Source organism: Bacteroides stercorirosoris (assembly GCF_900142015.1).
GTDB classification, from domain to species: Bacteria; Bacteroidota; Bacteroidia; order Bacteroidales; family Bacteroidaceae; genus Bacteroides; species Bacteroides stercorirosoris.
This window is the reverse complement of sequence record NZ_FQZN01000002.1, coordinates 349,768-369,689: the sequence shown is the minus strand read 5'-3', so window position 1 is coordinate 369,689 and position 19,922 is coordinate 349,768. Positions and strand designations below refer to the sequence as shown.

General features: G+C 44.4%; 19 protein-coding genes. All 19 read right to left on the bottom strand.

Annotation, left to right across the window (positions count from 1 at the left end; genetic code table 11):
- The coding region (locus tag BUC01_RS02915; RefSeq protein ID WP_073312653.1) for a transposase at positions 1-569 on the bottom strand (569 nt) is incomplete at its 3' end.
- Between the two features lie 179 nt (positions 570-748).
- The gene (locus BUC01_RS02910) at positions 749-1,474 is read right to left on the bottom strand and encodes a hypothetical protein (RefSeq protein WP_025831791.1); all 726 of its coding nucleotides are present in this window, start codon (positions 1,472-1,474) and stop codon (positions 749-751) included.
- A 27-nt stretch (positions 1,475-1,501) separates the two neighbouring features.
- Positions 1,502-2,071 carry a hypothetical protein gene (locus tag BUC01_RS02905; protein ID WP_073312651.1) on the bottom strand — a complete coding sequence of 190 codons (570 nt, stop codon included), beginning with the start codon at positions 2,069-2,071 and terminating at the stop codon, positions 1,502-1,504.
- A 57-nt stretch (positions 2,072-2,128) separates the two neighbouring features.
- Positions 2,129-3,424 carry a flexirubin biosynthesis putative acyl-CoA ligase FlxY gene (locus BUC01_RS02900; protein WP_025831793.1) on the bottom strand — a complete coding sequence of 432 codons (1,296 nt, stop codon included), beginning with the start codon at positions 3,422-3,424 and terminating at the stop codon, positions 2,129-2,131.
- 1 nt (position 3,425) lies between these two features.
- Positions 3,426-5,093, bottom strand: coding sequence for a C45 family autoproteolytic acyltransferase/hydrolase (locus tag BUC01_RS02895; RefSeq protein ID WP_025831795.1), 1,668 nt, complete (start codon positions 5,091-5,093; stop codon positions 3,426-3,428).
- Entirely contained in the window at positions 5,086-6,576 is a 1,491-nt protein-coding gene (locus tag BUC01_RS02890) for a phytoene desaturase family protein (RefSeq protein WP_073312649.1), read from the bottom strand. Before BUC01_RS02890 ends, BUC01_RS02895 begins: the two co-directional genes overlap by 8 nt.
- Positions 6,563-10,432 carry a trifunctional MMPL family transporter/lysophospholipid acyltransferase/class I SAM-dependent methyltransferase gene (locus BUC01_RS02885; RefSeq protein WP_073312647.1) on the bottom strand — a complete coding sequence of 1,290 codons (3,870 nt, stop codon included), beginning with the start codon at positions 10,430-10,432 and terminating at the stop codon, positions 6,563-6,565. Before BUC01_RS02885 ends, BUC01_RS02890 begins: the two co-directional genes overlap by 14 nt.
- The gene (locus BUC01_RS02880) at positions 10,429-11,619 is read right to left on the bottom strand and encodes a DUF2062 domain-containing protein (RefSeq protein WP_073312645.1); all 1,191 of its coding nucleotides are present in this window, start codon (positions 11,617-11,619) and stop codon (positions 10,429-10,431) included. The genes BUC01_RS02885 and BUC01_RS02880 overlap by 4 nt, the downstream gene beginning before the upstream one ends.
- 2 nt (positions 11,620-11,621) lie before the next feature.
- Entirely contained in the window at positions 11,622-11,999 is a 378-nt protein-coding gene (locus tag BUC01_RS02875; protein ID WP_025831797.1) for an ApeI family dehydratase, read from the bottom strand.
- Position 12,000: 1 nt separating this feature from the next.
- Complete coding sequence (locus BUC01_RS02870) at positions 12,001-12,552, bottom strand: flexirubin biosynthesis protein LolB2 (RefSeq protein WP_025831799.1); 552 nt, start codon at positions 12,550-12,552, stop codon at positions 12,001-12,003.
- Complete coding sequence (locus BUC01_RS02865; RefSeq protein ID WP_025831801.1) at positions 12,527-13,159, bottom strand: flexirubin biosynthesis/transport protein LolA2; 633 nt, start codon at positions 13,157-13,159, stop codon at positions 12,527-12,529. Before BUC01_RS02865 ends, BUC01_RS02870 begins: the two co-directional genes overlap by 26 nt.
- Before the next feature lie 12 nt (positions 13,160-13,171).
- Positions 13,172-13,840 (bottom strand): polysaccharide deacetylase family protein, encoded by a 669-nt coding sequence (locus tag BUC01_RS02860; protein WP_025831803.1) that lies wholly within the window; start codon positions 13,838-13,840, stop codon positions 13,172-13,174.
- Entirely contained in the window at positions 13,837-14,793 is a 957-nt protein-coding gene (locus tag BUC01_RS02855; RefSeq protein WP_073312643.1) for a beta-ketoacyl synthase chain length factor, read from the bottom strand. The genes BUC01_RS02860 and BUC01_RS02855 overlap by 4 nt, the downstream gene beginning before the upstream one ends.
- Positions 14,793-15,983 carry a beta-ketoacyl-[acyl-carrier-protein] synthase family protein gene (locus BUC01_RS02850; protein ID WP_025831805.1) on the bottom strand — a complete coding sequence of 397 codons (1,191 nt, stop codon included), beginning with the start codon at positions 15,981-15,983 and terminating at the stop codon, positions 14,793-14,795. Before BUC01_RS02850 ends, BUC01_RS02855 begins: the two co-directional genes overlap by 1 nt.
- On the bottom strand, positions 15,983-16,240 hold the full coding sequence (locus BUC01_RS02845) for a phosphopantetheine-binding protein (RefSeq protein WP_025831806.1): 258 nt from the start codon (positions 16,238-16,240) through the stop codon (positions 15,983-15,985). The genes BUC01_RS02850 and BUC01_RS02845 overlap by 1 nt, the downstream gene beginning before the upstream one ends.
- Position 16,241: 1 nt before the next feature.
- Positions 16,242-17,966 (bottom strand): beta-ketoacyl synthase N-terminal-like domain-containing protein, encoded by a 1,725-nt coding sequence (locus BUC01_RS02840; RefSeq protein WP_025831807.1) that lies wholly within the window; start codon positions 17,964-17,966, stop codon positions 16,242-16,244.
- The gene (locus BUC01_RS02835) at positions 17,951-18,394 is read right to left on the bottom strand and encodes an acyl-CoA thioesterase (protein WP_025831808.1); all 444 of its coding nucleotides are present in this window, start codon (positions 18,392-18,394) and stop codon (positions 17,951-17,953) included. The genes BUC01_RS02840 and BUC01_RS02835 overlap by 16 nt, the downstream gene beginning before the upstream one ends.
- Positions 18,391-18,825 (bottom strand): hotdog family protein, encoded by a 435-nt coding sequence (locus BUC01_RS02830; RefSeq protein WP_025831809.1) that lies wholly within the window; start codon positions 18,823-18,825, stop codon positions 18,391-18,393. The genes BUC01_RS02835 and BUC01_RS02830 overlap by 4 nt, the downstream gene beginning before the upstream one ends.
- The gene (locus tag BUC01_RS02825; RefSeq protein ID WP_025831810.1) at positions 18,822-19,907 is read right to left on the bottom strand and encodes a FlxJ family methyltransferase; all 1,086 of its coding nucleotides are present in this window, start codon (positions 19,905-19,907) and stop codon (positions 18,822-18,824) included. The genes BUC01_RS02830 and BUC01_RS02825 overlap by 4 nt, the downstream gene beginning before the upstream one ends.
- Between the last annotated feature and the right edge of the window lie 15 nt (positions 19,908-19,922).

Below are 19,922 nucleotides of genomic sequence, written 5' to 3'. Positions count from 1 at the left end.
TGTATGTGCAATCTCCGGCAATGTTTGCACAGATGACGATGAAGCCATACAATACCTTCCCATAAGAGTTTGACATCAGTAGGGAAACGCAGATGACTTTCATAACAGGTGGCATCCGTCATACAGACATGAAGGTTCTCAAGATAAGGTTTCCAATGGTCAGCTAAAATAGCCTGGAGGGACTCAATATCAAGGCGATCCGCCAGTTCCTGACGAATTGCACTGACGATTTTAGGATTGGTCAGTGGATGAAGCGGATCAATCTGAACACCACAAAATAACTGGTAATGAATATTCCCGTTTAAATGTTCAATCAGTTGTGAATCTGAAAAGTTGGTATAGGACTTCAGGAGCATCAAGGCTATTTTACCCTCAGGAGAAAAATAACTTTTACGACCCAAAGCAGAGGACTTCAAATGCATTTGTCGGGCCAGTTCCGAGAAAGGAAACAGAGCATGGAGGCGACCTAATTCACTCGTAGCAAAACTTTGACGATATTTTTTTAGCATATCGAACTCGGTAAAACCTAAACGAGGTTCGATTTCTGAGATTTTTTGTATCTTTACCATGTGTTTTTAGTTTAGATTACCCCCGTTTTGGCCGTCAAACCGTTTTTTGGGGGGAATGCTTAAAGATACAAAAAAGGCAACTAACTCGCAATGAATTAGTTGCCTTAAATTTTATTATTTTAGGAATATCCCACTGTAATAGCTTCAATCCGGTTTCTTGTTTATTGGGATTATTTCATTTAGAATTCAAAACCTACCTTGAGTCCAATACCACTTGTGGATTCACTCTCATAATAATAGTAGCTGCCATAATAGCCACTGTAATCGTATTCCTGATACGTATATTCCAGTTTAAGATTCATCGCTTTCTTTTTGGCAAGTCCGAGACGTACGCCAATGCCTATTGTACAGAAAGCTCCTTCTGTATCACCAAACGCATATCCGGTCTTAATATCACCAAACGGCGTAATCCTTTTATTGGTAAAGTTTGCTCTGAAGCTGGCAAATACAGGGAAAGAGGTCAAATCCGCATCTGTGTAGTAGTTTACTCCGACACCACCTCCGACAAACAAGTAGTTATTAAACTGATAACCATGTGTAGTCAATAACTCTACCCGGTCGGCACCGTAATCACTGATGTCAAAAGTAAAACCGGTTTCAATAAAGCCTTTGTAACCTCTTAAGGAGCTTCTTTCTCCGATAAAGGTATTTGTATCTCCGGCTTGTTGATACTTAGATCTAGAAGTACCTAACTCTTTTGTGATTTTCTCAACTTCATCCATTGAATAAGCAAAAATACTTCCATCGGCGGTTTGTATTTTTAAAGAGCTGTTCGGCACTTGCTCGATGATAATACCGCGGATAATACTTCCGTTTTTCAGATAAACAACTTCAGTGTAGTTTTGTGCCATGCAGTGAAGGCAGGCGCCCACTAATAGGGCACACAATAATAGTAATTTTCTCATTTTTCTTGTATTTAATACATATTCTGTTTAGAGGTTGTTGATAACCTTGTGGATGGATCCCGCCCAGTAATTACGAAGTCCGAAGCCTCTGGCCTTGCCGCCGGTTGCCCAGTCTTCCACTATTTCTTTGGTTTCGGTATTGAAGAATACTACCTGATAAGAACCGTATGCTTCTGCCTTGTTCAGCAATTTGGCGATGATAACCAGGCCAATGCCCGGTTCACTCTGTATGGGAAGTGCTTCTACAACCCGTTTGATGTCTTGCTCGCTTAGGGTATAGTCTGCACTGGTGGTCATCAATTGGCTGAGGTCGATGTCCTGATTGACCTTATCAACGGCATTGAGTGAGATTTCATTGACTTTTACTTTCAATTTCTTGCTTACATCATACTTTTTTGCCTCAGTAATGAACAGACGGTTGATTCTGGCAAATGCTATTCTGAATTCTTCGGGAGCTTCGGCTGCACCGAATACTTTTGCCGCAGAATAGTCTACTCCGTAGAAATTGATGCCAGAAACTTCTTTCAGGAAATTCTTGTTTTGTCCGAAACAAATCATGCTTGTTGTCAGAAGCAGGAGAGTAAATAATTTTTTCATACAATTAATAATTTAGAGTAAGTACTCAGTTTATTGTTTTTCAAAATTATAAATAAGTTATCGTAAATCAAAGAATTTAATGCTTTTTCTGCTCATTGGGGGCATTTGTATTTGAGCGATGTAATCCGCCGGCTCGAATCGGATGGCAGGTGCCACCCTTATTTTCGAGCGAAATAAATCTTTAATTTCTTTGGCGAAACTGTCGCTGTTTTCCTCACTGCCTATACGGATTAATATTTCATCCGTGCCTAATTTGTTGGTATATACTTCGACGACATAGTTTTTCACCTTGGGGATGTCATCCAATATGTCGAATAATGCGGGTGGATAGAGGGTGGTTCCCTTATATTTAATCATCTGTCCTTTTCGTCCTAAAACAGAACTTAACCGGATGGTGTTCCGGCCACAGGCGCAAGGCTCTGAATGATGGTAGCAGATATCTCCGGTCTTGAAGCGGAGCAGAGGCATACCTTCAACTCCCAATGTGGTAATGGTTACTTCACCTGGCTCTCCTTCTTTTACCGGAAGATTCTTGTCATCAAGGAACTCTACAATGATAAGTTCGGGTTGTAAATGCCCGCCGTGGAACTCCGGACATTCGGTGAAGGATGACTGCATTTCGGTAGAGGCATAAGTGGAATACAGTTGGAGTGACGGCCACTTTTCGTTGATGCGCTGTCCGAGGGTGTTCAGAGAGAAATCGGGATTGCGCAACGCTTCACCGATGCACACGCACTTTTTCATCGAACAGTTGTTGTAATCAATCTGGTTCTTTTCGGCAAATTCTATCAGTTTGATAAGGAATGAAGGCACCACCATGCCACAAGTGGGGTGAATACGGTGGATGGTGTCCCATTGCAGTTCCGGTATTCCGTTGCCTACGCGGGCCACTCCCATTCCCAATTCCCTGGCTCCCAGGTAATAGGCCAGGCCTGCCATGAAGCGCCGGTCGATGGTGGTCATCAGTTGTAATATATCGTGTCGGCTGCATCCGGCGGTGTTGAAAGACAAATATTCGTTGTAAGCCAGGCGGTCGAGGTCTGCGGAGGTTAGTACAAAGGTGACGGGATCTCCCAAAGTGCCGGATGTGGTCACATAGTCGATGATGGCATCTCCGTCCACACAGATGAACTCCTTGTTATGCAGTTGCAGGTCTGTTTTGGTGGTAACGGGTATTTGCTGCAAGTCCTCTATCTTTTTGATTCGGGTGATGTCTATGGAGTGTTCACGGAACATTTGCTGATAGAACAGGGAATGTGCCTGGAGATAAGACAAGGTCTCGGCAAGTCTGGTTTCCTGGTATAGTTTAATTTCTTCCGGTGAACGGAATTGAATGTCTGGGTTCTTTTCCATATTATGAGTTCTTATTGATTTTTTGTTGAATACGCTCTTTTTCAGCTTGCTTGGGAATGGGTAATGTTAATGCTTTCTGCCAATATGCAATGGCTGTAGCGGTTTGCCGTGTGGCGGCATGGTAATCACCCAATACTTCGTAAACGTAATAGAACGAAGGGTTGGAGGCTTCATAAAGATTCAATACCCTGGCTTCGATGGTTTCTTTCCGCCGGGTCTTTTCCCGGATGAGCTTTGTGAGCTTTTTATAAGCTATGAACTGCTTGTAGTCTGCTTGTTTGATAAAGTAGTCTTCGGGGATGGTCAGTTCCGGAGTCGTTATTTCGTGGCGGAAGTCTACTGTGTCGCTGAATATCTTATTGAGGTTGTATGCCATGTATTTCCCGCATTGCCAGGGGGAAGTGGATACATACATAATCTGCTGTTCCGGCAGGAAAATAACGGAATGGTGTGCGATGAGCTGATTGATGGCCATCTCGTTGCCCATACCTAAATCTGCATTTTCCAGTCCCTTCTGATTGCGGAGTATGGCGGCGGCTTTCAGGCTGTTGATAGGTTTGTTTTCTTCCAACAACTCTTGCAGGCGGGCAAAACGGTAAGGACTGTCAGAAGTCTCTATATTCTCCCGGTTACGTTCATCATCGCGGAAAGCATCCGATTGATAATGGTTTGTGCAGATAATCTGCTTGCCGCTGCCGGTAAAGAGTGCGGTCTTTTCCGGTGACTTTTCAATGATAGCGGCTTTTCTGTCCCGGGCGGAACCGACCAGTATGGATTCGGAAACAAATGTTTTTCGTTTCAAGGCAATGGCGTAGGCTTCGTCAATGGTCGAAGCGTATTGCAGTATTTCTCTGGTCAGGATAGAGATGGGGGTGGCGGAAGCAGTCGGCATGGTTGATTTGGCTGCGTTGATAGTTACCGTCAGCCCGGTTTCGTTCATGCCTGAAAGTACGCCAATCATGCCCGGCCAACCGATAGAGGCGAACTTATAGCCTTGCTCCGGCTGGTAAAAGGATACCAGCTTGTTGCGTGCAAACTTATCGCCCATGTAGAAATCGAAATTACGTCCGATGATGAGGGACGAATCGGCGCTGTTTTCCCCCCAGGTTGCAAAAGAACTGCAACCTACCAGCATATAGTCTTGCATGGCATGTCCCAGGTCATGTGCTGAGTGGTAATTGAGCTGACGTTCATAGGGAGTACCGATGAAGTCATACTCATGCGTGCAGGAGAGCGAAATACCATAAATCTCATCTCTGAATTCTTCCGGAACGTTCTTCCCTAAATTACGGTTGAAGAGCACGATGAAGAAGCGCAGGAACTTGAGGTAATTGTCGGAAGGTACAATCTCGCGTATCTGATCCACAAAGACTTTTTCCTGGTAATATAGCAAGTCAGGAGAAAGTTTCCCTATGGCTTCACCACGCTGGAAGGCATTGCCGTTCACTTTTAATTCCCATAGTCCACTGTTGCTGTGTCGTAAGTAATTCCCTTCATATTGCCGCAGGCTGTCGGTGCATACTACTTCTCCGGCGGACCGGGGAGTATATTCGGGAGTCAGCATATCGGCGGAGAAATAGAGCACAGCTACAAAGAGGGCGACGGCAACGAGAAGCAATCCTATGCCGCAGGCTGTATATTTGATTGTTTTCTTTATAATCTTATGCATGACCTATCTTTTTAGCTAAATATTCATGTCCTAAAAGTTCTCCGCAAGTAATGATAGAGGTCAGTGTAACCCCTAAGGCACCGTGTACATTCAGGTTCTGACCGGTGAGGAATAAGTTTTCCAGTTTGGTTCGTGTGGAGACAAAACCTATCTGCGGGCATTTGTAATCTTTGATAATGCCATATGCGGAACCGTCGCAAGTGCCGGTAAAATCTCTGTAACTTAGCGGTGTGGTAGTGTACATAGCTTCAATATGTCCGGTGAGGTCTATTCCGTGGCTCTTGATGAAGTCCAATAATTGGGTGGCTTTCTCCTTTTTGAATGCTTTGTATTCTTCTCCTCTTTGTTCGGGGAGGGTGTTCAGCCAGGCGGATAGTTCATCTATATACATGGGAGTCAGGATGGAAATCACCTCTACATAGTCGCTGTTGCGTGAAGAAGCCTGTGTGGAAATCATGCAGTTGGTGGTGCGTCCCATGCTGTTTTTTTTGTTATACCATACGTCGTTATCTCCGTGCAGATAGAGATTCCGGTTCATATACGGATAGCATTTCTCTTTCATTATCAGATAGAGTGTGAAGATACCGTATGTGTTTTCTAACGAATTGATGCGGGAGATATAGGCGTTCTTGATGCAACGGTTCTTATCTACTAAAGTCAGAGTTTGCTTGGGGTGTACATTGGAGATGACGTATTTTCCTTCTATTTGTTCTGTGCCGTTTATTTCTACACCTTGCACCCGGTTGTTCTCCACAATGATGCGGGTGACTTCACTGCTGTTCAGTACGGTGCCCCCGTTGCCGCGGATGACGTTAATCATTCCGTCAGCTACCTGCATGCTGCCGTCAATGAACCGATAGGCTCCTTGTATATAGGAGTTGTTAATCATGGCGTGTTCATAGAAGTTGGAATGTTCCCTCAGTCCGCCATACAGAAGTGCAGAGCCTGCCAGCACTGATTGTAAATCGGGGTTAGAGGTAATACGGGCTATCATGCCCGCTGCCGAGGTGTTGAAGTATTTCATTCCTTCGGTGGAAATGATTCCTTTCTTCAGATTTTCCACACTGATCAGACTGCCTACTTCCGCCAGCAATGCCGTGTATTGCCGGAGATTCTCTCTTTCGCCGGGAAATGCTTTGCAGAGGGTGTCGATAAAGGATTCGTAACCCATGGCATAATCATATTCACGGTTCTTATAGTAAACCTTGTCAAAGGCATTCTCGTCCAGTTTGCGGACTTTTAGCTTATCCATAATTCCTGCATACCGAAAGAACTGATGCATCATTTGCCCTTCGTTCAGGCTGCCGATATAGTGAATGCCTGTATCAAGCAAATGTCCTTTCCGCCGGTAAGTTTGAAAACAACCGCCGAACAGTTCATTCTTTTCGAGCACACATACGTTGTAGCCTTCTTTGCTGAGAATGGTTCCACATTCGAGACCGCCTAATCCACTTCCTATGATGATGATGTCATACTTGCTCATGGTCATTGCTTTTTTTAAGTATATAGATGGTATTCGATGTATATCTGTCATTCCGGACCGTTCTTGTTTCCATACCGCATTCCCTGGCTATACTCTGAATCTGCGTTTCGGAAGTAAAGCAGAGTGCCTCCCTCGTACGGTTGAAGTTGACAATCCGGGTGGAGAGTACTTCCGTAAGGCGGGTCAGCTGATGTTTATGGGTGTCAGCAGTGTTTCCGTCACGTATGATAATCATTCCTCCGGGACGAAGAAGGGCGGAGCATTTCACTAACAAGTCATGCTGGTGCTGATAGCTCATATAGTGCAACATGTCATTCAGGATGAACACATCACTTTCCGGAAGTTCGCAGGTAGATGCATCGGCATGCTCAAAGCGGAGATTTTCGCCGCGAAGCCAACCGTGCTGTGCAATGGCTATTTTGTCCTCGTCATAATCAATTCCCACTATTTGTCTTTCCTTGGATATCATGGACAGCATATAGCATAATGGGCCGAGACCACAGCCGATATCCGTAATTTGACCTTTCATCGGAATCAGCCGGTTGAATAACTGATAATTCTGTTCCATCTTTACTTTGATACGGATGTACCATTCGATGACGGGGCCTTTATAGATGTAATTCAAGATTAAAGTCTCATAGAATGCGGGATTCGCAGGTGTATTCTTTTCCAGGCAGATACGGGCATATTCTTCTTTCATAGATGAGGAAATGCGTTTGGTACGTTCCTGATAAGTGGTTCCGAACGAATGGTCATTGTAAGGGATGCGCGGCAATATCTTTGAGAAAATAATGCCTTTGCGGATGTAGAAAGGTTGGGCTTTGGCTATGATCTTTCCATTACCATATAAAAGGATGGGAATAATATCCAGTTGGAGTGTTTCCGACAAGTAGAAAGCTCCTTTGTGGAAACGTTTCATTTTGCCGTCGTAAGTTCGGGTCCCTTCGGGGAAGATGGCTATGGAGTACCCTTCTCTGACTTTTTCACGCATCCGTTCCACACAAAGTTCATACCCTTCGTCCACATGGAAAAAACCGGCGTACCGGATGATTTTTCCGAATACCGGAGAACTCCATACCCAATGATTGGTAATCATAATAATCTTTGGAGAGAAAGACAACAATTCCAGAATATCGATGAAAGACTGGTGATTGGCTATTATGATGGCCGGTTTCTTGAACGTCTCACCGGAGACGTTGATATGTTCTTTGCGTACGAATGTCGCTACTGTCAGTATAGCCTTGCAAGTGATGTTGATAATCCGGCAAACGAACTGTTGCTTACAGGTGCGGCGTATGGGGATGATATATAATATGAGAATGAGGACTCTCAGAACAATACATCCTATGACGAAGAGCATGAAAAGAATGATGGTACGGAGTAGGCCTATTAATGTGTACGGAGGCAGTCCTTTAGAAGCAGGTTTGGCTATAAAGAACTGGAAGATGATAGGCTGAATGGTGTACGCCACTAATACAACGGCAGCCATTCCGAGAATGGAAATCAGGGAAATAGATTGCAGGGCAGGGTGCTTGGCAAATACCAAAGTTCCCATTCCTACAACGGCGGTGAATGCGGAGAAGAAGATGGCTGTCTTGTGAGAGTTGAGAATCGTCTTTCCTGTCCGGTATTTGTTTTGAAGCCCGTCCATGATGAAGATGCTGAAATCGTCTCCAATACCGAAAATGAAAGTGGAAAGGATGATATTGATGATATTGAACTCAATCCCCAAAATACCCATCAGGCCTAAGATGATTGTCCAACTGATGAGCATGGGCAGAAAACTTATCAAAGTCAGTTCTATACGGCCATACGAGATCAGTAGTGCCAGGAATATGAGGAACGATGAAATATAAAGAATCAGATAGAAGTCGTTATTGATGGCAGATACCCATTGGTTGGTGAAATAGCTCCGGTCGAAAACGACGACATCGGTGTCATTCTTGAATTGCTGGTATACCTCTTCTTTATCATCATCGCTGATGCGTACCTGCGTGACAAGCATAGTGATGGAGTCGGCACTCGTTTGCCATTCATTCAGCAAGGTCGTGGCAATGCTGTTTGTGTCGTCCTGATAACTGTATGGCTGGAAAGGGTGTTCTAACCATTGGTAAAATGCATCGAAGCTGCCTTCCCGGAAGTGATAGGTACGTGCGGCATCTTCTATGTACTTGCGGATAGCCACTATTTTTCTCGGCTCTCCCCAATAGAGGTTCCACCGTTCCAAACGTTTCTGTTGCTCTTCCGGTGAGATAAGGAATTGCTCGGCAGAGGCATACGCTTTGATAAGCCCCTCTTCCCGGAAAGCGGACAATTGGCGGTTGGTGTTTGTATAGCGTTCCAGGGCTTCAGGCATATTTTTGCCCACACTGACAAAGAGTACGGTTTTCTCTTGGGCATTGAAGAGCTGTTGCAGTTTGGCTTCCGCTTGTTTTAAATGTTGAGGCTCATAGTTGAGACTCATCATATCTTCGTTGAACCGGACTTTTTGTGAGGTGAACAGGCCTACCAGTGTGATGATAACGATACTTCCTACCAGCCATTTGTTCTTTTCATACGGATAGGCATTAATCTTTTCAATGAACCGTAATACTCTGCCTTGTTTCACATCCGCCTGTCCTTTCAGAAAATGCGGAAGATAGATGAGACAGAAAAGGGTGGTGCCGATAAGTGCCAGGGAGGCAAACAAACCGAAGTCCCGCAAAAGTTCGGAAGTGGTAAAGGTGAGCCCGAAGAATGCACCGATAGTAGTGAAACTGCCTACCGTAAGCGGATAGGTTATTTCTTTTATTAATTGCTGGACGCTGGATACATGGTTCTGGTGTGCCAGCATATGTATGGAGTAGCTTAACGCGATACCCAGAATAGCCGATCCGGCACCTACGGCTATTGCAGAGATATATCCCTGAATGAAGTAAATCAGGCACAAAGCAAACAATCCGCCGAATAACACCGGAGTGACAATAAGGGGAATCGACTTCTTGTGCTTGAATACTAACGAGATAAAAACAATGATGATCAGCAGGGCAATCGAAGATGTGATGATGGTATCCTTCTTTATTTGCCGTGCGTTATATACTCCTACCGACGGTCCCCCGAAATAGGATGCACTGATTGTGGGATATTCTTTTTGAATCTCTTGCAGTTCGTCTTCAAGGATTTGGATGAGCTTGTCGTTTTCACCGGTACTTCCTGTTCCGAATACCGGTGTCACAAACATCAGCAACGTATTTCCGTCCTTTGAAAAGATATGTCCGTTGTTGATTTCATAATTGGTTTCCAACTGAAAATCCTGTAAATGTTTTAAGACATTATTGCCAAGTCCCAGCGGGTCTCTCTGTATGTAACTTCTCAATGCAATGCCGGCAGGAGAAAGAAGGTTGGTATAGTTCCTGCGCATAACGGCCTCTATCTCCTCCTGTGTCAGGAGTGAATCGAAATGCTGATAGTCTTTCTCCGTCAGAAACAGAGGAAGATTCTCGTAAACAAAATCACCGGCTTTTTCAATGGTGGTTTCATCCACTTCCGAGAAGATATCTTTAATCCAGGCTTGATCCGCTTTCGCTAACAGGTTTTGTTTAAGCCGGTCGCCTGCTTCTATCATCAGTTCCGGAGCAACCGTAGAGTCGGCCGGAGAGATTAAGAGGATAATCTTATCCTTTATCTTCAGGTTATCAAATACCTTGATGATGTTTTGGCTGCCTTTCGTGTCGGGGAAGAAGCGTGTCACATTCTCTTCAAACCTGACCTGATAGGCAAAGTAGCCCATAAAAAGGACGCAAACACAGAGTGACAGATAGAAGAGGACTTTGTGTCTTTTGAAATAATTATATAATCTGATAAAGAATAGAGTCATGTTGTTCCGGACCTTCTGTATATGGTAAGCAGGCTGATAGCAATAATACCTGCCAATATACTGCAAGCGGTTGCAAAGATAACACTTCCTATTAAATATTGCTCTAAAACTGATTTCACATTTTCAAATGAAATGTCGGTAAGGTGAAGTTCTACAGATCTGCCCAAGACCTTGCACCCTGTCAGATAGCTGCCGTACAGCAAGAAAGGAATCATGGGGGGAATGCTGATGTTGGCAGCCACAATGGCTATTACCTTGTTCAATCTGAGCAAATGAGCTAAAAAAAGTGTGGCAAGCATCTGGTATCCCCAGATGGGAACTATTCCCATAAAAAACCCCAGCATAATGGCATAAGTGATTTTCAGGTTCGATTCGCTGGAGTGGGTAATGTGGGTATGGAAGAATTTCCGGCAATTATTCCAGGTTAGCTTCCGGAAAAAGTTACGCGGATATATCCAAAGGAAAGTGATGAGTACTAATAGGGTATTCAATATGCTGATACGGGTGAAATCCCGGAAAGGACGGAAATGCGAAACTCGTTCTTCCTGGGGCGGATAATACACGTGTATGGGTATGTTCCGAACCGTGGTTCCTCCCCATGCGGCAAAGACCAGTGCTTCGAGTTCAAATTCATATTTGGCGGTATAGTAGAATCGTTGTACATTAATTTTGTGTAATGGATAGAGCCGGTAACCCGATTGCGTATCCTGGAGTTGTATTCCGGTTTCAAGTTTAAACCAGAAGTTGGAAAATTTGTTGGCAAAAGTGTTCTTGCCGGGCATATTGTCCGAAGTCAGGTTGCGGGCACCTACTAATAAAACATCCGGTTCTTTTTCTATTTCCTCGATGAACAGAGGGATGTCCGAGGCAAAATGCTGTCCGTCGGAATCAATTGTGATGGCATACCGGTATCCGGATGCTTTGGCTTGTTTCAGTCCGTTTTTCAGGGCTGTCCCTTTCCCTTTATTGCTGGGGTGGGTGATGATGTGCAGCTTCGGATAGTTTTTCAGAATGGCAGGAGTATTGTCGGTGGAGCCGTCATTGACGATGATGATGTCTTTCGTGTAAAGAAGTACATCTTCAATCACGGCAGCCAGCGTTTTCCCGTTATTGTAGGTCGGTATAATCACCACAATCCCAAGTTGCCCGGCTTTTTCATGCCATTGTTCCGTGTTGCGTTCCTCCATAACTATTTATCGGCTAATAGTGCTTTTAACTTGATGCAAACATCTTTTGAAGATGCCCCTTCAACCAGAACTTGGAGGGTGTCCGGTTCGCTTCTCTTTATTGTAAATGAAAAAATCAGCTCAGGCGTTTCATCCGGGTTAATGACCGAGAGAAATTTGCACGATGCTATCTGCTTGTATTGCAGGGGAGCCCGGTATATCTTTTCCAGACATTCCTTTATCATTTGCAGCGTGCAGACTCCCGGAACTACGAGCTGCTGCGGAAAGTGCCCGGCGTAGAGGGAGTGCTGCGGATTGAGCATAACCCGCACTTTCCAATCTGTTTCGTTGATATTCTCAGATTGTGTGATATGATAGAAACCGGAAAGAAGTTCAGCCATATTAATCTTGTTTTTCTTTTAGTTTATCCAACTGTATACTCAGCCGCAGCCAGGGATGCTTTATTCTTATCTGTTCAGGATGTCCCGATATGAACTCTGACAGGTAGAATACTGATTTACCGAATCCTCTGCCCGTGACTCTTTTTTCAAAGGTACTGTTTTTCTTTTTGATACGGATATTCTTCCCGTTTAAAAATAGATTCTTGAAGTCTGTTTCCAGTAATCGCAGTATTTTCTTTTTCTTCATGGGTTCTATGCAACTGTTGACATGGAATTCTTCATCCCGAAGTGAGAAGTCAAAAAGACTGAGACCGAAATAAGTGGATGCCAGTATTCTTATTTCATGGTCCGGCAGTTCTTTTACGATTAGCAGACCGCTGAAATGGTGCTTCATGAAATCAAGTTGCATATTATATTTTTGCGAAAATTCACTGGCACGGATGATAGGCGCCGCATGAACGGTGCCGTCTCCTTCCACTACTTTTGAGGAAGCGCAGGAAGCGAACAGACACAACACGCAAATCAGATTAGCGAATAGAAAACCTGGTCTCATCTTTCAAAGTATTAAAACTCTTATTGTAAAACTCATACTCCGTATAGTTGGCGGCAGTTTCCGAAAGGCATAATTTGCAGACTGACATATCCTTTTTATCCAGATATATTTCAATACCTGAGATATAGGCTTGTATGGCCTTGTTGACCGGCTTAATCTTTACCATATACTGTCGGGCATTCTCGAAATATTCCAGTTTATAATCGGAAGACATCTTGCTGAGGTCGCCTATCATACACGCTGTGAGCATATCCTGCATTTGGTTCATCATCTTATTGGCACTTAGGCTCATGGTGCTCTTTTTCCCGTCTGCCACAATTTTGAGGCGTGAATCGTTTATCACGATCAGGTAGTTTACAGGCTGGGCATATTCCATGCATATCTTGCCACTTTTCTGATAATAGAACTTCCCTTTGGAAGTGACTTTTTCATCCAGAATATCCAGATATTTCACTTGGGTGAAATCGCTTTCAATGGATTGTATGGTTTGCGCTTCTTTAGCCAGGCGACTTTCAAACTCCCGGGTCTGAATTAGCTTATTCATTGTCTGAGCATGAGCGCAGGAAATTCCTAACGTTATCAATAGTGTTATAAGTATCGCTCTCATAGTCTTTTCTGATTATAGCATTTTGTCCAGGCGGACAACTGTATAGCCTTGTTCTTTAATTAAATTAAGTATCTCTTTTAGTAACAGGTCACTGTCCGGCATCCGGTCGTGCAGGAGGATAATGGAACCGGGACGCAATCTGGTTCGGATGCGTCGCAGAACTTTCTCTTTGGAGGGATGCTGTGTATCGAATGTCCTGATATTCCAGCCGATAGGGGTATATCCTAATATGCGGACAGCTTTTGCTATCGTAGGATTCGTGACTCCGAACGGCGGGCGGAATAACCTGATTTTCTGCGAAGTTACTTGTTCTAAAGCAGACTGGCAAGCCTGCATATCTTTTTTCATTCGCGACAGGCTATATAAGGGGAAGTGACCGGTATGGGTAAAAGAATGATTACCAATCAGATGCCCGTCGTCGATTATTTGTCGTATCAATGACTCATTTCCCGTCACTTTATGTCCGATACAGAAAAAACAAGCGGGAATCTGCTGTTCTTTGAGAATTTGCAATACTTTGGGAGTCTGTATCGGATCCGGTCCGTCATCGAAGGTGACGGCTACAATTTTCTCTTCCGTCTGTTTCTTGCAAAATACCTTGAGATAAATGTTAGAGCGGATATTGCAGGAGGCGTAGACGAGGAAAATAATCATTAATATGATCAGACCTTCTATTATCATTGTCTTTTCCGGATTAGAATGAGTGAATGATTAACGGAATGATAATGGTTGTATATTAAAGCGGTTTGTCCGGAGCTTTGGCTTTCCCCGAAAGCTTTAGCCACTTTCCATACGGCAAAGGAAGAGGCTGTGGGATATTCACCGCATTCGTCCTTAAAGGTTATATGCTTGGCTTCAGGGAACAGGTTGCTTTCCAAATCATCATATACGGTATCTTCGTTTTTATTTCCGTTTTTACCGGTAACAAACCAATCTATTTGTCCGGTTGTCAATTGATGGCTTTGCAGGAAGCTGTGAATCCTTCCGGCTATTTCTTGTGTGGAATGTGTGCGGATAAAAGTGGATATACCGATTAATTCTGCCCGAGTGGATTCAGTAGGTTCTTTTCCCAACAGAAAGAATTGCGCGCCTTCACCGGCTTGTATGTCTCTTAGCAATCCCAGCCGTTGTTGTATGATATAACTGTTAGGCGTAATCTCGTCGATGGCTCCTGCCAGAACATTTTCATCGCCTTCCCGGATTCTCATCATGCTGTCCAATAATGCACTTTCGAAGCTTAATCCCCGGTGTACATACGTCATATTATAGGCGTGTATCTGGCAAAGTAATGCGATTTGTGCTCCGATTGTATTGAAAGTTGACTGGATAAACGGAGTCGGATTCAGTAGTTGTTCTTCATTCTCAATGATTGTGTTCAGAAACTTCTCCGTATCTGCCAGGCATCCCAGCCCGGTAGCCGTGATGATTGCATCCACTTTCCGGGAAGGCAGGGTGTTGATGCATTCCAGTCCGCAGGCAACCCCCATCTTGATGATACGGCTCATACGTCTTCGCAGCGTGGCATTGGTGATGATACTCTTATAATCCGGTTCATTGGCGGATAAATAAGAGTGCTCTCCGGAAGGTGTGTCCGCATGAATAGAGGCAATATGGTTGATATAAACAGGTTGCATTATTTGTCTTTTAATGTGGAAAACAACAGCGATGAATCATTTCCGCCGAATCCGAATGAATTCGATAATACGTTGCGGATGGATAATCCCTTGCGAAATGAGGTTTCGGGTATCAGTCCGGTTTCCTCTGCAGGTTTCCTGAAATTCAAGTTGGGATAGATAAAACCATGATATACTGAGAGCACTGAGTAAACGGCTTCAATCCCTTCCGAAGCGCCTAATGTGTGACCGATAAAAGCTTTGACAGAACTGAAAGCCGGAACCTTTTCACCGAAAATCCGACGGATGGCAAGTCCTTCTGACAGGTCGTTACTTGGTGTTCCTGTACCATGTACATTGATATAATCAATTTCTTCCCGCGGAATATTGCTTTGGCCTATGGCTTCCGTCATAGACCAGAAGGGGCCGTTTCCTTCGGGGGAACTGCCGGTCTGATGAAAAGCCTCATTTACATTGGAATATCCGCTTAGCAGGCAATACGCCTCTTTCCGGAGTGACTTTTCTGATTGAAGAACGATATATCCGGCTCCTTCTCCTAAATTGAGTCCTGCACGCGATATATCAAAAGGACGGCAATGTTCCTTGTCCAGAATCATGAGTGAATTGAAACCATTAAGGGTGAACTTGCACAGGGCGTCTGTTCCTCCTACGATGGCAGCATCCAGTTGCCCGCTTCTAATCATACGGGCTCCCAGCATGATTGCATTGGCGGCTGACGAACAAGCGGTGCTGATGGTCGTTACAAAGTCGTTTACTTTCAGATAATCCGCTATTAGTTCGGTACTTGCACCACAGTCGTGGGAGATGACTTCCCGCAGCCGTCCTTTTCTATTGTCTTTTTTGAATGAGGTGTAGAAATGTTCACTCAGGTCCATACCTCCCACCGAAGTGGAAGAAATGAATCCGGTGCGCAAAGATGCTGCATCCAACCGGGCGTCATCTATGGCCTCTTTGGCTGCGGACATACCCAGTAAAGCAGTCCGTGAGAATGTTTTTTGTATATCTAAAGAGAGTAACCGTTTTAATTCTTCATTACTGTATTTCACTTCCGATACCGGCACATCCAGTTCTGTAGGGAAAAGAGTGACTTTTCCCATGCCATGCTGATGATTTCTGAGTGAAGCGATATTTTCTTCAACTCCCAGTCCTATACCGGAAACAACTCCCAAACCGGTTACGTATATCTTCATCACTTTTGATTCTCAGAGATGTAGTTAGCTAATGTGCGTACCGAGTAGAAAATCTGCTTTCCTTCTGCGGGGTTCTTTATCTTGATGCCGTAGTTACGCTCCAAAATAAGGATGATTTCGAGGGCGTCAATGGAATCAAGTCCTAAACCGCCATCACCGAACAGGGGGGCATCGGCATTGATATCCTCCGGGGTGATTTCTTCAAGATTCAGCTCTTCTATTAATTCTCTTTTCAATTTTTCTATTAATTCTTCCATATCAATATTGTACTTCAATTAGTTTAAAATCAGCTTTATATTCTCCCTTTAAGAAGTTGCACCAGCCGGTGACACAGGCTTTCAACTTCCCTTTCTCCATTACAATCCGTGCATATTCTTCCAGTTTGCCGGCATCAAACTCCTTTTCTATGAAGAAGGTATTCTCTCCTTGTATTTTATGGCGGATGCATATCTCACCGGCTACAACGTTCGGCAATGTATATACGAAAACAGTAGGGCTGGCTGCGTGGTCTCCTCCCTGATTGATGATGGCCTGATGGTGAATATCCGTATTCAGTGAAGATGCGGAATTGGCCAGCAATATCCCAATCTCTTCCGGTTGGAAGTTTTTCTCTTTCAGGAGGTATTCGGCAGCGATATATCCTAATTTGCAAAGGTCGTCCATTTTATAGAATTTCAGGTTACTTCCGCCTGTGTTTTTGTATGCTTCGCGGATAAATTGCGCAAAGTCGGGGGCGGATGATGAAAAAATGGTTGCTCCGTTCATGCGTAAACCGGAGTTTTCAATGGAAACGGTTGCAGTGGTGTGGATGGTTGCCATTGTCTGTTTTTTCATAGATTGCTTCTGATATTCGGGAATCGTCAGGACAATTGCCGCATTACAGCCTCCGAAACCGGACGCTGTTTTAACGCAATGCTTCATGGGGATTTCCTGATGTTCTGCCCGAACAATGATGGGCATACTTACACCGGATTCTTCATAACCTAATGTGCCAAATAGCTCTTCTCCCTTCAATTCGTGAATGCAGATAATGGATTCTATCACTCCCGATGCTCCTAGGGTATGGCCGAAGTAGGATTTCATGCTATTGACCGGAACCCTTTCCAGTCCGGCTAAATGAATGGCCTTGGACTCCATTTCGTCATTATAGGCGGTGGCGGTACCGTGTGCATTAACGAAACTGACATCTCCGGCAGTGACCGATGCTTCCTCCATAGCCTGACGGATGGCAAAGTACAGTCCGTCACCTGTACGCGACGGGCCGGAAATGTGGTTGGCATCATTGCTGATGGCTCCTCCGGAAAGTATGATATCCGTCTCTTTCCCTTCTGAACTTAATAAGACGGCACCGCAGGCTTCTCCCAGATTTAGTCCATTCCTCCGGGCATCATAAGGACGGCATATTTGCGAACTGATGGATTTGAAAGAGAGAAATCCGCTGGTGATGAAGTGGGAGAGGAGGTCTCCACCGGCTACGATGACTTTTTTGTATTTTCCGTACTCAATCCATCGTTTTGCTACAATCAAGGCAGATACTCCTGATATGCAGGCGTTGGAGATAATCTCTACCCGGTCGTTTGCCTGAAAATATCCACCTATTCTTCTTCCCATTTCCCATAGGTAAGTTTGGATGTCAGGTTCTTCGGGATGCCCGCTCAATAAGTCGATATTCCCTTTTGTAGTAGAGAGGATGAGACCGCAATCTTCATCTGCCAGACTGATACCGGAATGGGAAAGAATATCCTGGATAGTGAGTATGAATAATTGTTCCAGGCGTGTATAAGTGTCCAGTCCATTGACTGTATTCCAGAATTCCCTGTTAATAGTGGCAGCCAATATGGGAGCGTCGGATATGTCTCCCGCTTCATGCTGGGTGATTCCGCTCTGGTATTTCCGGATTGCTTCTATGTTCTCCCGGGTATTTACTCCCAAAGAACTGATAAGGGAATCTGCCGTGATATATACAGTTATAGGATGTTCCATTTCTTTTTCCACTCCTGATAAAAAGTCGGGGTTATTAATTCCAGTTCTTTGTCCTTATTCAGGAAAACCTGAGTCGTGCTTCCGGTAGCCACAATATTATTGTCAGTAGCCCGGTACAGTACATATTCGAACTGGATTTTTGCGGCTTCACAAGAAATATACTGGGTTTCAATGATTACCTCTTCACCAAACGAGAGCGGTTGTTTAAACTGGCAGTTTAAATCGACAATGGGTACCATATAGCCTTCTCCATAGATATCCATATATCCTAATCCGTAGTGTTTTCCGAAAGATTCCCTGCCATCTTCAAAATAGCGTACATATTCACCATGCCATACGATTTGCATGGAGTCTATTTCACTGAAGCGTACCCTTACAGTGGTGCGGTCAGTAAGTGCTGCTGTGTGTAGATTTGTTTTCCGCCTCATTTCTTATCTAAAAATATTTTCATCCGGCATTCTGCGATAACTCCTTCCGCAGTACTTACGCAAGCCGATATCAGAGTGATGTCGAATACCTCTTGAATGACTGTAATTTCAGTGGATAATTCCTGTCCGACTTTCGGAAGTCTGTGAAGGATTAATTTATCTACCGAACCTATAAATCCTAACGGCACCGGCTCGTTTCTCTGCAAATAGATGTACCCGATCCGGGCAGCCGCCGATTGGGCAATATGTTCGATAATGCCGGATTCCTGTAATTCACCTCCCTGACAGAAGATATTATCAGCAGTGATGGTCAGGGCTGAGTAGGAACAATCGTCTTCTATACCGCAGAATGAATCTACCATAACGATTGGAGGACGCTGCGGTATCAGATTCCAGATTCCTTCGCCCTGTATGATGGGAACTCTTTTCATCTCAATTTGCATTTTACAATACTATGTCCTAATCCCAGATTATCATATATCTCTTCTATTTCCAGACCGGCTTCCCGGATGCACCGTGCCATATCATCCGAATGGTACATTTTACTGTTGCCGTTTGCCATCGCAGTGAAGTAAATACTGATTTGCGTCAGGCAATAGGCAGCTGTCTCAAATTTTTGCCGGTCCCAGAAAGTCTCCATGATGTAAAGTCTTCCATCTACGGACATCGACCGGGCAGCGCGGGACAGTATGCTGATAACTTCTTCTTCGGAGAAGCAGTCCAGAAACTGACTCATCCAGATGGCGTCAAATCCTTTCGGGAAGGGCATATTCTTGTCGAGGAGGTTTGCACCATGTCCGTGAATACGCTCATGTCCGGGAGTGTTCTCTGTTTTCTGCTTCATCATTTCCAGCTGTTGGGGCAGGTCCATGATGGTAACTTCCACCTCTTTATTATATTGTACGCATTTAGCGGCCCATCTTCCGGTATTTCCACCCACATCGAGCAAAGTATGGGGCGAATGGCTGAATACAATTTCGAGTGCCTGATCGAAAGAATTGTCTGAATAAAAATGATCGAATCCAAACCAGCTTTTCTGTACCTGTTCGGGCAATCCGGACAGTCCTTCGTAAATGGTAGGCCAGTCTCCCAATTCCTTCAAACCTTCCGGACGGCTGTTCACCAATGCCTCTTCCAGATGAAACAAACCTTTATAGTTTACGTCTTGGTTGAAATCCATATTCACTCGCGTCATCTCATCGTTCAGCAGAAACCATCCCGCCTTTGCCAGCAGGTATCGGTCTTCTTTTACCAACAGGGTTCCGATTGTGAGTGATGCTTCCAGTAAAACTTGTGCCGCATATCTTGATAATCCGGTGGCTTGGCTGATCTGTTCCAGTGACATGCCTTCCCGGTTGTCGGAAAGCAAACGGAAAATACCGAATTTCAGCATCAGGCGCGAAACCTGGAACACGATGGGGCCAAAAGCTATTTCCTGTGCCAGCCGTTGAGCCTGCACAGCGGTGAACCGCTCTTTGGTATACCTTTTTTGTAATGAAGGGAATAGTTTCATTCTATTAATTTTATT